The 12,865-nt window shown below is 55.2% G+C and carries 15 protein-coding genes; 11 read left to right on the forward strand and 4 right to left on the reverse strand.

From position 1 onward, the window contains the following. Positions 1 to 124: 124 nt before the first annotated feature. Entirely contained in the window at positions 125 to 577 is a 453-nt protein-coding gene (locus CG51_RS17935) for a hypothetical protein (protein WP_035747362.1), read from the reverse strand. A gap of 287 nt (positions 578 to 864) precedes the next feature. Between CG51_RS17935 and CG51_RS17940 the strand changes: the two genes are divergently transcribed. The 3 genes from CG51_RS17940 (at position 865) to CG51_RS17950 (ending at position 3,151) form a co-directional block, all read left to right on the forward strand. Further along, positions 865 to 1,992, forward strand: coding sequence for a plasmid recombination protein (locus CG51_RS17940; protein ID WP_035747364.1), 1,128 nt, complete (start codon positions 865 to 867; stop codon positions 1,990 to 1,992). Between the two features lie 17 nt (positions 1,993 to 2,009). Then, a complete protein-coding gene (locus CG51_RS17945) occupies positions 2,010 to 2,807 on the forward strand; it encodes a hypothetical protein (RefSeq protein ID WP_035747366.1) in 798 nt (265 codons plus the stop codon). A 95-nt stretch (positions 2,808 to 2,902) separates the two neighbouring features. Next, complete coding sequence (locus tag CG51_RS17950) at positions 2,903 to 3,151, forward strand: type II toxin-antitoxin system Phd/YefM family antitoxin (RefSeq protein WP_035747367.1); 249 nt, start codon at positions 2,903 to 2,905, stop codon at positions 3,149 to 3,151. Here the strand turns inward: CG51_RS17950 and CG51_RS17955 are convergent, their stop codons facing one another. Together CG51_RS17955 and CG51_RS17960 are read right to left on the reverse strand one after the other, a co-directional pair. Continuing rightward, a complete protein-coding gene (locus tag CG51_RS17955) occupies positions 3,152 to 3,691 on the reverse strand; it encodes a recombinase family protein (protein ID WP_035747368.1) in 540 nt (179 codons plus the stop codon). It lies immediately after the preceding gene. A 114-nt stretch (positions 3,692 to 3,805) separates the two neighbouring features. Beyond that, a complete protein-coding gene (locus tag CG51_RS17960) occupies positions 3,806 to 4,339 on the reverse strand; it encodes a hypothetical protein (RefSeq protein ID WP_143413037.1) in 534 nt (177 codons plus the stop codon). 218 nt (positions 4,340 to 4,557) lie between these two features. Here CG51_RS17960 and CG51_RS19760 point away from each other — a divergent pair, with 218 nt between their 5' ends. The 8 genes from CG51_RS19760 (at position 4,558) to CG51_RS20260 (ending at position 12,481) form a co-directional block, all read left to right on the forward strand. Beyond that, positions 4,558 to 5,226, forward strand: a complete 669-nt coding sequence (locus CG51_RS19760) for a ParA family protein (RefSeq protein ID WP_084695277.1) — start codon at positions 4,558 to 4,560, stop codon at positions 5,224 to 5,226. A gap of 754 nt (positions 5,227 to 5,980) precedes the next feature. Continuing rightward, on the forward strand, positions 5,981 to 6,775 hold the full coding sequence (locus CG51_RS17965) for a helix-turn-helix domain-containing protein (protein ID WP_084695279.1): 795 nt from the start codon (positions 5,981 to 5,983) through the stop codon (positions 6,773 to 6,775). Positions 6,776 to 6,984: 209 nt separating this feature from the next. Further along, on the forward strand, positions 6,985 to 7,230 hold the full coding sequence (locus CG51_RS17970; protein WP_035747370.1) for a hypothetical protein: 246 nt from the start codon (positions 6,985 to 6,987) through the stop codon (positions 7,228 to 7,230). Positions 7,231 to 7,232: 2 nt separating this feature from the next. Next, complete coding sequence (locus CG51_RS17975; protein ID WP_035747372.1) at positions 7,233 to 9,608, forward strand: DotA/TraY family protein; 2,376 nt, start codon at positions 7,233 to 7,235, stop codon at positions 9,606 to 9,608. Next, positions 9,608 to 10,135, forward strand: coding sequence for a hypothetical protein (locus CG51_RS20250; protein ID WP_143413038.1), 528 nt, complete (start codon positions 9,608 to 9,610; stop codon positions 10,133 to 10,135). Before CG51_RS17975 ends, CG51_RS20250 begins: the two co-directional genes overlap by 1 nt. Next, positions 10,132 to 10,539, forward strand: coding sequence for a hypothetical protein (locus CG51_RS20255; RefSeq protein WP_143413039.1), 408 nt, complete (start codon positions 10,132 to 10,134; stop codon positions 10,537 to 10,539). Before CG51_RS20250 ends, CG51_RS20255 begins: the two co-directional genes overlap by 4 nt. Continuing rightward, positions 10,539 to 12,002: a M23 family metallopeptidase gene (locus tag CG51_RS19770; RefSeq protein ID WP_084695280.1), complete on the forward strand. Its 1,464-nt coding sequence runs from the start codon at positions 10,539 to 10,541 to the stop codon at positions 12,000 to 12,002. The genes CG51_RS20255 and CG51_RS19770 overlap by 1 nt, the downstream gene beginning before the upstream one ends. Then, positions 12,002 to 12,481 (forward strand): hypothetical protein, encoded by a 480-nt coding sequence (locus CG51_RS20260; RefSeq protein WP_156961362.1) that lies wholly within the window; start codon positions 12,002 to 12,004, stop codon positions 12,479 to 12,481. The genes CG51_RS19770 and CG51_RS20260 overlap by 1 nt, the downstream gene beginning before the upstream one ends. Before the next feature lie 16 nt (positions 12,482 to 12,497). On the opposite strand, the gene CG51_RS20265 is transcribed toward CG51_RS20260, so the two are convergent. Beyond that, the gene (locus CG51_RS20265; RefSeq protein ID WP_156961364.1) at positions 12,498 to 12,668 is read right to left on the reverse strand and encodes a hypothetical protein; all 171 of its coding nucleotides are present in this window, start codon (positions 12,666 to 12,668) and stop codon (positions 12,498 to 12,500) included. Positions 12,669 to 12,865: the final 197 nt, after the last annotated feature.

Genomic DNA, 12,865 nt, shown 5'->3' on the forward strand with positions numbered 1-12,865 from the left:
ATCGCTCACCTCTCTTTGCGCTATGGGGCACCGTTCGGTTCGCTCATGTGGATTTATCCGGCTCCGTAGCGCCCCCTGACCGACCGCCCCCCAGATGGCTGGGGCGGGCAGGGGGTGCGGTCCATCAGTCTTCTGGAAACGGGGGTTGCCGCGCCTCGGGGTCATCCCCCTCGTGACGATGCGGCGGCAGGACCCATCCCCGCTTGGTCAGCTCACGCACGAGTTCTTGCCGCGCCCATGCCAGCCCTTCGGGATCACGATTGCCATAGCGTGCCGACAAGCCAAGGCTAATCAGTTCGGATACGATGCTGTGGCTATCCTCGATCCCTCGCCCGAACAAGGCCACCGCCCGCGCATCGAGCGCGGCGAAGGTGATCCCGAGTTCGTCGGCCAATACGCGAGCTTCATGAAGGGGCATCTCCAACACGGCTTGTTCCGCCCGCGCCCGCTCTGCGTCGGACGGCTCGTCGCCGAGAAGGATCGAGCGCAAACGCTCCGCCGTGATCGGACCATAGCTGGTCGATCCGTGGTGAGCATACATTTCCAGCATCGTCATCCGCCGTTTGGGGTGCGCCATCGTCGGCCCTCCGATCCACCTGCCGTTCAGGTCAGGGTGGGGAGGATTGGGCCGACTGGCAAGGGGTGCTGGCCGCAGGTCGCAAACACCGCGCAGGTTTGTCTCGGGCGACAGCCCGAGACGAGCCGGAGGGCAGGGTTTCCAAAGGGGCGCAGGCTCTTTGGTCCAGCGGAAGGCGTGGGGGGTTTCAAAAGGGGGGATGCTGTGGCATCCTCCCTTTGCCTACGAGATAGCAACGCTATCTCTAGTAGGTTAGAGGATAAGAAATCCATCGGAGGCGTAACGGCATGTCTGGCGAGGTGATGCGGCCAGAAAAGGGTGGAAACCCAAGGGCGGCGCAAACCCGGATCAAGGGGCGCAACGCCACGGCGGCAGGTGGGCAGCGCGCGCACGATATGCGCATGGGGCCGCAGCCTGCCTATGTCGATCAGAGCCGCAGCCACCTGAACCGGGTGCTCATGGAGCCGAAGACTGGGGCGCAGCTTCGGGCCATCAGTGAGAAACGCCGCGCACTGCGCGACACCGCTCGCGGCATGAAATCCAACGCTTCGGTCGCTATCGTCGGCATCATCACCTTCGGCCATGAAGCCCAGATCATCTTCGAGAAGCTGACGCCCGAACAGCAGGACGCAGCATATTGGGAAACCGCCGAGGCGATTGCCACGCGCCTTAACAGCCCGCTGACCGGTCTTGTCGCCCATGCCGACGAAAGCGCTCCTCATGCGCATTTCCAGCTTCCTGCCTATGATCTGACCGGCCACCCGATCAGTGAAACCGCCAAGCGCGGTGTCCTGCGTGAGATTCAGACGCTCACCGGCGAAATCATGGGACGCCACGCCCCCGGCATCGAGCGCGGCAATTCCAAGGCGTCCCGGCTCCAAGCCGGGGCATCTCCTGCCGATGTCGTCAACAGGCAGGTGAACCAGCTCCACGCCGAACTGCCTGCCGAGATCGCGGCCAAAGAGGCCGAGCGGGACGCTGTGCAGGCCGATCTGGAAAAGCACCAGCGTCACCTCACCAAAGCCAAAGCCGATCTGGAAAAGGCTATTGCCCAGACCGGAGAGGAAAGCGCCAAGGTCGAAACGATCAGCAAGCGGGCCGCAACCTATGAAAAACGGGTTAAGACGGCACAGGCAGAGCTGGAACGTCTGACCTTGGAACAGGCCGCACAGCAAGCAGCCTTGGACAAGATCAATCGGGGCAAAGAGAAGGCCCAAGACGAGTTGAGCCAGATTAAGGGCCAGCAGGTTGAAGCTCGTGCCGATCTGGCGGAGGTCGAAACCAGAAGGGCCGAAACAACGTCAGAACTCGACGGCCTCAACAACGCCGTGGCTCAAAAAAAAACGAATATCGAGAGCTTACTGACGAGGAAAGCCGCCTTGGAAGCATCATTGCAGAGCTTGCGCGCGCCGTAGAGGCCGCAAAACGGGCCATGCAGGACCGAGACAAGGCAAAGCGAGCCGAGGCGCGCAAAGAAGCTCTCGCGGCCGCAGCAGGCGCTCTGGGAGCCGTCTGGGGGGCTTTGCCCACCGTCACTCCATGGGGGCGACGCAAGCAAGCGGCAGAAGCATGGTTTGAGGCCCAAGCAGAGGCGGGCAATCACCGCCAGACAATTGACCACCTGAAGCTGTCTCTGACGAACCTGAGAGACCCGCGCGACATCGAGCGCGCAGAGCGCTACATCACCCAACATCAGGAGCAGCTTGCCGCGCTTCGGCGTGAAGCAGATTTGCGGGCGAGCGAAAGCCCAAAGCAGACCGAGATGCGCCACGAGGCCGAACGCAAAGCGGCAGAGACCGCGGAGCGCTACCGCCGTGACAATCCGCCCCCGCCTTCGCCAGAGGAACTGGCCCGCCGCAGGCAGGACGAAATCATTCATCGCCAGCAGATGGAAAAGGCCGATCAGCTTGAGCGGCTGGCCCATGATGTGCGCGTGTTGGTCGAGGCAAAGGCCAGTGAGGTCTGGGCAAAGGCGCAACAGGATCATCCTACAGACCACAGCGAAGCCCAGAAGGCGGCACGGCAGGCGATCCGGCGTGAGGTTAATGCGGCGGTTGGCTCCCGTGAGTGGCCGAGACCTGTGCAAGATGTGTTTGAGCGCATTACTCGCGACACCTTCACCGTGCCACAGCCAGAACCGAAACCGAAACCAACGCTTGCTTCAGAAGAGAAGCCTGCTGAAAAGCTGCTGCCAGCTTCCCGCACCAAAGGATCGGACTATGGCATGTAGCAAAACAGCGACCGTGAGCAGTGCCTTTCTGCCTGAAATTTCAGGGTGAATGCTGATAACAGATGGCCTAACTGTTCCTTTTTCGAGATAAAGTCATGGTTAATACGATCCCCGGCACAGCAACCGCCAAAGTTACAGACCTGAAACACGATCCAATGGGAACTGTGGCGTCAGGCAACGGCGCTGCGGTTGCTATCACGAACCGTAAGAAGGTCGTGTTTTACTGTGTTCCTTGCAACGAATACGAAGCGATGCTTGATCGGATCGAGGACGCAGGGTTGAACTCTCTTGCAGAGAGTCGAGCCAACAGCCGAGAAATCGCCGTGAGGTTGACCGAACTTTAATCAGGCTCGCCTTATTGTTTTCGTGCTGACACGAAACAGTGCGGCTATCTCTGGCAACGGTCGCAATTCTACATCGCGCATTCGACGTACTTCGTCACGCTGAGCCGGTGTAAGAGCCGGGGGGCGGCCCCCTACTCTTCCTCGCCGTCTCGCGGCTTCCAGCCCCTCGCGTGTCCGCTCCGAAATTCGTTCGCGCTCAAACTGAGCAATGCTGGCAAACACGTGAAAAATCAGTCTCCCGGCAGGAGTCGTAGTGTCTATGTCCTCGGTCAACGACTTAAATCCGGCCCCGCGTTCTTGGACCGCAGCAACAATATCCAGCAGATCGCGGAGCGACCGCGCAAGTCGGTCATATTTCGTCACCACCACCACGTCACCGCTGCGGAGCTGGTCGAGCAGCCGGTCTAGCTCGGGACGGTTTCGCTGTGCGCCACTGATCTTGTCAGAGAAGATGCGCTCCACCCCTGCCTCTGTCAGGGTGTCGAGCTGCGCATCGAGGCTCTGGTCCTCAGTAGAAACACGGGCATAGCCGATGAGCACGGACAGAAACCTCCCAAAACACTATTGGTTTTGCCCCATGTTTTTGTCCCATGCAATCGCATGATAAGGCAACATGCCAACCTAGTGACCAAAAACGACCGTTTTCGGGACAGCCTATTCTGTTTGCCGCAGGCTTACTTCGTGCTCTATCTCGGCTAGCTCGTTCATGCCCTCTTCAACCTCGACCAATGCTTTGTGTTTAGCTTCCTCTAGGCTATCCAGCCAGCGGCCGAAGGGGGGGCTATAGTCTTGCCTCGATGGGCCTGCGGCGCAGGATAGTATCCAACGCCCTCGTGTCTGAGGTGACAGATAGACATACCAACCATCGACCTGCGCCTGATGAGTTCCATGTTCTGTTACCGTCCATTGCAGGTCCTGATGGCGCTTCTTAAGCCTTCTATGCTGACGCAGCAGCATTTCCATAATGACCGACATTTCAGGCGAGACCTTCGTCTCGCCTGAAATCATGCGCTCGATGCTGCGCAGTATTGCTTTGAATGAACGGTCATCACCAAATTTTTCTAACTTACCAGCCATCCCCGCTGGCGTAAGGCGCAACTCTGCCAACCCCTCAACCAAGTCCTTCCTGCGCTGCTCAGGGGTTCGAGCCGTGAAAGGAGGCAGCCCGAGTTCATCATCATCATCCATGATCGCATCTCCATACTCGCTCCACACATGAACCCACATGTGGAACCACATACGGAACCATACATGGAAAAGCATTCAAGACAAACACATTCTTGCGTTGGCGCTCGTAGCTGCCCACTTCTAGAAAAGCATTTGATTTACCGGATTTATTTCTGGTAATGGATACATATCCGGTAACGGATATATAAAATGAACCAGAAATAAATCCGGTGGTCGAAATGCCTGTAATTGTCATGGCTAGCCCCAAAGGGGGGGTTGGGAAGTCTACCTGCGCTGTTCTGTTGGCGTCAGAGTTTGCGCGTATGGGCGCAGAGGTAACCGTTCTAGACTGCGACCCTAACAAGTCTCTGACCCGTTGGGCATCACACGGCACACCCAACGGTGTTACCTTGGTAGGGGACATTGGCCGATCTGATATAGTTCCTTCAATCCGTCAAGCTGACGGTGATGGCCGCATTGTTATCGTAGACCTTGAAGGCATAGCCTCACAGTTGGTCAGTCGCGCTATTTCCCAAGCAGACCTTGTGATTGTTCCCATGCAAGCAACCGCGCTTGATGCTGAAATCGGTTCAGAAGCGCTAGCGCTTATCCACGAGGAAGAGGACACACTAGGTCGTCAAATTCGCCACGCAGTTGTGCTGACGAAAACTTCTGCGGCGGTCAAAAGTCGAGTGCAGAAGGAGCTGGAAGAACAGCTTAGAGGGGCAGGGATCGACCTCATTGAACCCTCTCTTGTCGCACGTTCAGCCTTTTCCGAGCTGTTTGCTTACGGAGGTGATCTGACTGGGATGATGACAAACCCAGATATTTCAACTGGTGGTAAGGTAGATAAAGCACAAGAGAATGCTCGGGCATTCGCGGAGGCAGTATATGACCGTCTCAAATAGGCTTGCAGGTCTGAAATCTCGCCCTAAATCGGCCTCTGTTGAGGATGTTAGGCGAGTAGATGAAGTAGGGGAAGCAAGGGGATTTCTGGACAGAACACCGCGAAAAAAGCCGGGACGTAAACCTTCACCCAGAACCTATCAACTTCATCCCAAGGTTTTTCCTGAGATTGGAGAAGCGTTGTCGGTCGAAGCTGAACGACTCGGAATTACACAGGGTCAGCTCATTGAGCTAATGTGGGAATATTACTCTAAGCAGATCGAGCCATCGGGCTAACTCATTACAACCATACTCGTAGCTTATCTGATATATCATATGTGCGGAGCTGGACATTTATCCCCCCCAGACCCCCCCTAACCACCCGCTCAGGGGCCAGCCCCTTCGCGGGCGGTCGGCAAACAAAAACTACACAGCCCGTCCGTAGGCGGGGGGTCGCCAGCCCCATGAATGGCGCTCCCCCCCGGCGCGCAAGCGCGCCCGGACTGTGCATTTTTTGCATGCCTTAAGATCATAAGAAGGCCCAAAAAAATAACTCACTATAAACAGTAGCTTGCATAGGGGGGGTGCGTCATAGCTCGTGTCGTAGGGGTGCGTCATAATTTATGTCGTAGGGGTGCGTCATCTGTGACCTCTTTTCCGCCATGCCTGTCAATTTTTTTGACTTGACCGCTTGTGCGCGCCCCACCATTCTTGTCCAAAAGTTTGACACGAATGGCGCACCCCTGCGCCACCACAAGCATAGTTTAGCGAGAGAAAATGTCAGCACTTCCAGAAAAAAGGACCGCAGGCCAGTGGGTTCAGACTGAGAGAGCAGCACATGAGGCTTGGGCCAGCCTGATCGAGAAAGCTCCGAAAGCTGCTAAGCTCATGCACATCCTTACAGCACGGGTCGGGGAGCACAACGCGGTTGTCGTGAGCCAGAAAACGTTGTCGGCCCTCATGAAGTGCAGCCGCCGGACCGTCCAGCGGGCGGTTGAAGTGCTGGTGGAAGATCGCTGGATCGAGGTTCGCCAGATTGGTGAGAACGGCACTGTAAACGCTCACATCATAAATGATCGCGTAGCATGGAGCGGCAAGCGCGACGGCATTCGTTACAGCCTGTTCACTGCCGCAGTCATCGTGTCTGATGAGGAGCAGCCAGACAGGGATCAGCTCGAAAGCCAGAAGCCTCTTCGAAAGCTTCCATATCTGGGAGAGCTTCAGATCCCCTCTGGCGAAGGATTACCTCCTCCATCACAGCCGTTTTTGGGAAGCATGGAGCCTGACCTACCAGCGTCATCCCCAGCCCCAGAAAAAGCGCCTTATTCGCCCATTCCTGAAGATGTGGCGCGCGCTATCCATTGGTGGAAAGGGTTGGAAGAAGCGCGCGTGGAAGAGTGGAACCAGTGGAATCAGATAATTGGTACATCAGTTTCAACACGCAACAGCTTTGGTGAAATTGTCACTCGTCGCCGCTCAGAGGTCGAGATGGCTGTGGAATCTTACAAAATGTCCCAAGAGATGGACCTGTATCACCGTGAAGCAATCGAGACGCACACCAACAAAAAATAATCAGGCTCATCACGCGGCCTAGCGCAATTTACTCTGGTTATTCAGTGCGTTGTTCGCCATAGGCCTGTCTAATCTAGACTCTAGATTAAACCGTTGAAAATAAAAGATTTTTTGTTTGAATAACTGCCTTTAGCAGGTAAAATGGACGTGGCACTGGCGCGCGCCAACGCGCCAACGCCACTAACCATGCAACCTGGATAGAGGTCACGATGGCTATTGATACAGCTCTCAAAACTTTACCCCGCCCGCAAGTCCGCTCGATCTTCCAGCGTGCGAAAGATCGCTGCGCCGAGGACGGCGCGGCAATGTTCTGGTCGGTTCTGGTCGAGCGGAACGGCAAAGTTGAGCGCCTCTGCGGCGCGGTAGAAACTGACTGGGGCGAAATTCTGTTTGAGGCTCCTATCCCCGCTCGCGCCCGGATCATGCTGGTGCATGATCACCAACGGAGGTCGTAACGGTGGAGTTTGATGAGCTTTTCGTCCCGACTGGCCTGAACGAAGATTACGCGACAGGTATTCTGACGCGGCTTTTCGGCTCGATTGTTCCGCAGCTTCACGGCGGATATGACCCGGATACCGTCTCAATCGTTGGGGGAAACTGGCTTGAGACGATTTTCGTCGTGTTCAACACCTTCCTCTTGCTCGGGATGCTGGTTGTCCTGAGCTACACGATCTACGCCATGATCTTCGACACAGCCGCTGATGGTAAGACCTTCGGCCAGAACGCTGATACCAAGTATACGGTTCTACGGTCGGTTCTTGGCGTCATCGGGTTTGTGCCGGTGGTGGGGGGCTACTCGCTTGCGCAGGTAGGCTTGCTCTGGCTCGTGCTGCAAGGATCGGCGCTGGCGGATACCACATGGCGGCGGGTGGCGGATGAAATGCTCGCCGGGACGCCGCTTGTTTCAGGGACGATCAGCACCGTTCCACCGGCGCAAGCGGCGCGCATCCGCCAATTCGGTGAAGTCTTCGACACGCTTGTCACGGGCCACCTGTGCGGGATCAATGCCAACTCAATCGCCCTGACGCTTCAAGGAAGCCCGGATCTAGAGCCTGATATGGTCTCGACGCAGGGTAGCTCTGGCGGTCCTATACAAGAAATCCGCACTCCCGTGCAGATTGAGACTTCCGAAGAGTGGAGCCTGTTATCTGGCAATGTTGCGACCGGGCTGATGCAAGCGCATGTGACCTTTGGCGAGGGGGCTGGCGGCGCGTCTTACGGTGGTCGCAATGTCTACTGTGGGTCTGTTCTGGTCACGGACAGCTATTCTGGGAACGTCAGCAGCTCCGGCGATCTTCAAACTGGCTTCCTGCAGGCGCGAGCGCAACGGCAGTTCGAGCACTTCGCAAACACTGTTCTCCCCAACCTTTCTAACCGAGCACATGCCGTTGCTATGTCGATCTACCAAGGGGAGCGCGATCAACAGAGTTTGCTCATCCCTTCGCGCGCGGCCGTGTATGAGGCCGTCGCGTCATATGCGTCAGTGTCAGGGGAAAGCGTCACAGGTCTGGACGAAAGCAGCACAATCGCGACTGTCCACGAAGAGCTGATGGGGCAGGTGACGCTGCAAGGATGGATGCTAGCACCCGTTTGGCAGCGTGGTGTCGCTCAGACTGTCGGCAATCTCGAAATGCCGGGGGACTCGATGCAGTTGGCTGCGGTGCGCGAGAACCGGATTACCGACTTTTTGTCTGGTCAAGGTTATTCCACAGACAGGGGAACAACGTATGATCTTCTCACGGGTGCCAACGCGCGACAGGACACATGGGACGAGATTTCTGGTGCGGTAAGGGCGCTTCCTCCGCCAGATGCCGCCGTGCCGCAGACTATGGCACTTGGCGGAACTCCTGACGTTTCAGATCAGGTCGCGCAGGGGCTCTACACAACGGTTCTGGACCTGTTCAGCCCGGTCGCCAGTGCCACAGATGCGGGTGATGCCTTTGTTGATCCGATGCTTCAGGTTCAGCGGCAAGGACAAATCTTAGCAGCGGGCGGGGGCGGAGCACTTGCGCTTGGCACCACAGTAAACATCGCAAACAACTCCATCCTCGGCCGAGCTTCTGGGTTCATTTTTGGGACGTCAGATGTGCTAGATGGGGTAGCAGGCTCGTTAGTTTCAGTGGGCACGACTATGATCCTTTCGGGCATGGTCATGATGATTATCCTTCCCCTGATACCCATGTTTTATTTCTACACGGCAATTCTGAATTGGCTCTTTCAGATTGTTGAACTGATGTTTGCCTTGCCTTTGGCGATCTTACAGCTCTTCACGCCGTCCAGAGACGCAACCCTAATAGGGAATTTTTCGCAGGTTATATTAGCAATATTCAGTGTTTTTCTGCGGCCATTCTTCATGATTATTGGTCTTATCCTGACGATGATGCTCTTAGCTGTGGCCCTTACATACCTCCATGAGCTGTTCACAAGCTTGGTGTTTTTCATCTATCCGGGCGGAACAGGTGCAGGTGGATTGGCTGGAGCGACTTCCGTTGGTGCCGCTGCAAATGCCGCATACGGAATGATGGGCCTAATCAAGATGCTTTTTTTCTTGGGGATATATCTTCTGATGGCCTTCCTCACCGTTCTCTATGGATCACAGCTCATTTCGGAATTTGGCGACTTCGCTATGCAACTGATCGGAGCTGGCGTGAACCGATACAACCAAGCCTCTAACATCGCTGATCGCACTGCTCTTGCTGGTGGGTTGAGCTATGGAGGTCTAAGGAACGTCGGAAATCGAATGGGTTTGATGCGTCAGGAACAAGCCAAAATTCATCGCCAAAGCGGCCGCAACTTACCTCCCGCTCTACCGTCTCCTAAAGAGGGCAAGTAATGAATATAGTTCAAAAAATTGCCGTCTATGCTTCAGATTATCTAGAGGCAAGCCGCAATAAAATTCACGCTCGCAGGCAAGAATACGATTCTTTCAAGGCAAGTTTGCCTCTTCAAGACCCACGGCTTGATACGCTGTGCGCGTCTTATCGACCAACCCTAACCCAAAGTGATCTGAACTCTCGAACGCACGAGCATCCAGAACCAACCGAAATTCTCCTGCGCGATGAAATGGTTAGAATTCGTGACTACCTAGAACCTCTTACGATGGATTGGCCCCTCGATAGCAAGGATCGGATGCTTCAGGCGCTCATGCAGAAAGTATGGCGAGAAATGATGGCAAAGCTCCATGTCGAGGTGTTCGGAGCCATGAATTTGCCACGCTTTTATAGAATTCATCATAGATTTTGTTCATACGAAGATACCCTTCAGCGTCGCGATAGCTTTAATAACATCCAGCACATAGGCATTCAAAGCGGATACAATTACGGTCAGGTGATGCCGATCCTGTGGAGGCATCTGACATGAGTCGCCTACCGCTAATCATGGTAGTCATATGGTTTTCCGCTGAAGCAGCCTTAGCAGAGCAACTCCCAATATATTTCAACCACGTTGAAATAAACGAGACCGCCGATCCGACAGAGCTATGGACTCCTTCTGAAATTCTAGAAGGCGGCTCTGTAGTCCAGCCATCAATCTGGCATTCAACTTTCCCCGTTGACGGCGGAGAGGTCACGATGAGCGTTCTTGTCGATCATTGGTGTAGCATGACGGAATGTCCTTATCGCATCCGCCTTACGGCGCCAGCTCTTGGCGTGGAACTTCGGGGAGAAGGTATGGCCTGCCAAGCACGAGACATCTTCACCTATGACCCTATTGACCTAACCGTCACTGCTTGCGCACAGACAATCGACCTAAAGGAGCTGCGTTGATGCTAACGATCAGAACCTTTGGCATCGCCATATTAACTGCGGCGACAATCTCAACCACAGCCCATGCAGGCGTTTCGACTTCTGAGCTTGTTTCTGCGGGAATGCCTGCTGAACTAGCCGACTTTGCAGCGGCGGTTTCAGCTTCGGAAGGTAATTGGGATTCTGTCAACGAATACGGATGTGCTGGTGCCTTTCAGTTTTGCCCCGATACGAGACTTCAATATGACGCTCGATCGCTCGCTGACTTCCTCGAAAGCCGGGAGGCTCAAGTCAGTGCATATAGGCGCTACATGGCCGATCAGTGGCGAATAGCCACTCGAAATGGCTATGATGAGCTGATTGGACGGCAAATTTGCTATGATGGTAGCTGTGCCATGATAACCGCCAGCTCGATCATAAAGGCGTGTCAGTTTGGGTGCGGTTCGCTTGGCGCGCTCGGGGAGTTCTACCGCAGCAGGGATTGCTCGCAGGCGCTTGACGGTAATGGCGTGTCCGTCTGCTCCTATCTCATTCGAGGCTCGACCTATAATGTAGCCGCTATCACGGGAACGCCAGAGCCAAGTGTCATGGTCGCCGGTGCCACAACCTGCTTGATGCGCGACCCATTTTCTATGGCAGGCGCGGCAGTTTCCTCGCCGTTTGGCGTAGACCGCACCGGCCGCGCCTCCGCAGGCTATCACTTGGGTCTCGATCTGGTGAACGCTGCCGGTCGAAATGATCTTGTTTTTGCAGGAGTTGAGGGTCGCGTGGTGCGATCCAGTGCAGATAACACGAATACTGTGTTTGTTGAGACAAGCGATGGTCGGCAGCGTGTGGGCTATTTGCACGGTCAGGCACGGCGGGTTGCTGTAGGCGACACAGTGCTGTCAGATACAGGTATCATCACCATGGGGGACACTGGCTCCCCCGGCGCTGTTCACCTGCACCTTGAAGTCCATGTTTCAGGCGAGGTGATGGCATCGCTAGGAGCAGCAGCGGGCCGGGTATGGCCTCTTGGCGACAGAAGCGCATTCTTTGGGGACAAAGGTTCCAGCGGCCTTGTCGGCTCCACACTCCAAGGAATCGCACCTGACCCCTTCTATGTCGTGAACCCTGAAACCTATCTACAAACCCGTATTCCGTTCCGGCCGGCCTTGCTTACGGCCTATGCGTCACAGGGCCTGAACCGCCCGGACGGTTTGACCTTGGAACCAACCTGCGCGCCGAGCAACGATATGCTGATGCAAGGCGGCATGGCTTCCAGCAATGGCGGATCGACGCCGGGGGGCGGATGGTCCGAGTTCGGCGTGGCAGCAATGGCGAACATGCAAACGCTGACGAACATGGCTGCATCTGATGGGCGTGATGCCTCGATCCAATACGGGCAAGCCGCAATCGGTGCTGCCCGTGTTGGCGCAGGAAATAGCAGCAATGCGCGTTCGCAATCAATGCTCCTTGCTGGCCTAATCTTGGGAAACTGGTAATGCCAAAAATTCCTTCTGCTCACAGGAATTTTAAACTCAAACCAAGCCTTGACGAACTAACTTCACTGCGGGCAGAGCTAGATTTATCCGAAGCCAAAGAAGACCTAATAGGCTCACTTAATGAAATAATAGAGGGAACATTGAGCGCCACCAATCTTGAGGACATATACTCCCTCAAGATTAGGGCAATAAAGAAGGTGATGTCATCACACCAAAAATCTCGATTTAACGACAGGATTTTTCTGGAATACGCCAAACACTGGATTCCAGATTATCCTATTTTATACAAAAATATTAGAAACAGAACTGCGCAGCTAGAATTATCCGGGCATAAATGCTGGACCATCTACATCGACATGCTTCCAGCGGCGATAGAGATTATGCCTGAACACGAGGCTATTTTTTGCCTTATGTTGGCAGAGCTACATGATGAAAAAATTGCCGAAACAATTCGTGCCCGTTTAAAAATTTCAGATTAACTGCTTAGGCCATAAATCAAATGTCGCCCGACAGATCGTCCATGAACTTCTTTTCCAAATCTGCGTCACCGCATGACACGAATCCATCCTCTGCTACCCTGCGCTGAAGGTAGCAAAGTGCTTCAAGCGCAGTGTCCATTGATGTGATCGCAGGCACAGGTTGGTCCGTTTTGTCATCTCGCTTCATGTCACCATCTTATCACCAATCGCTTCATCGAGCATCATGTGCGTGATGAAGCGGTGGGGCAACACCTCCATGGCCTACCATCAGACCCATTGCCCGCCCCAGCCATCTGGGCGGAGGATCAGGGGCGCTACGGGAGCCGGAGAAATCCACATGAGCGAACCGAACGGCGCCCCATAGCGCAAAGAGAGGTGAGCGAT

This window comes from Haematobacter missouriensis (genome assembly GCF_000740775.1).
GTDB lineage: Bacteria > Pseudomonadota > Alphaproteobacteria > Rhodobacterales > Rhodobacteraceae > Haematobacter > Haematobacter missouriensis.

Coding starts and splice junctions, on each gene's coding strand:
- CG51_RS17960 (WP_143413037.1), bottom strand. CDS start 4,339: ATGGATGATGATGATGAACTCGGGCTGCCTCCTTTCACGGCTCGAACC.
- CG51_RS17965 (WP_084695279.1), top strand. CDS start 5,981: ATGTCAGCACTTCCAGAAAAAAGGACCGCAGGCCAGTGGGTTCAGACT.
- CG51_RS17970 (WP_035747370.1), top strand. CDS start 6,985: ATGGCTATTGATACAGCTCTCAAAACTTTACCCCGCCCGCAAGTCCGC.
- CG51_RS17945 (WP_035747366.1), top strand. CDS start 2,010: ATGCAGGACCGAGACAAGGCAAAGCGAGCCGAGGCGCGCAAAGAAGCT.
- CG51_RS17940 (WP_035747364.1), top strand. CDS start 865: ATGTCTGGCGAGGTGATGCGGCCAGAAAAGGGTGGAAACCCAAGGGCG.
- CG51_RS20260 (WP_156961362.1), top strand. CDS start 12,002: ATGCCAAAAATTCCTTCTGCTCACAGGAATTTTAAACTCAAACCAAGC.
- CG51_RS19770 (WP_084695280.1), top strand. CDS start 10,539: ATGCTAACGATCAGAACCTTTGGCATCGCCATATTAACTGCGGCGACA.
- CG51_RS20250 (WP_143413038.1), top strand. CDS start 9,608: ATGAATATAGTTCAAAAAATTGCCGTCTATGCTTCAGATTATCTAGAG.
- CG51_RS17935 (WP_035747362.1), bottom strand. CDS start 577: ATGGCGCACCCCAAACGGCGGATGACGATGCTGGAAATGTATGCTCAC.
- CG51_RS19760 (WP_084695277.1), top strand. CDS start 4,558: ATGCCTGTAATTGTCATGGCTAGCCCCAAAGGGGGGGTTGGGAAGTCT.
- CG51_RS17950 (WP_035747367.1), top strand. CDS start 2,903: ATGGTTAATACGATCCCCGGCACAGCAACCGCCAAAGTTACAGACCTG.
- CG51_RS20265 (WP_156961364.1), bottom strand. CDS start 12,668: ATGAAGCGAGATGACAAAACGGACCAACCTGTGCCTGCGATCACATCA.
- CG51_RS20255 (WP_143413039.1), top strand. CDS start 10,132: ATGAGTCGCCTACCGCTAATCATGGTAGTCATATGGTTTTCCGCTGAA.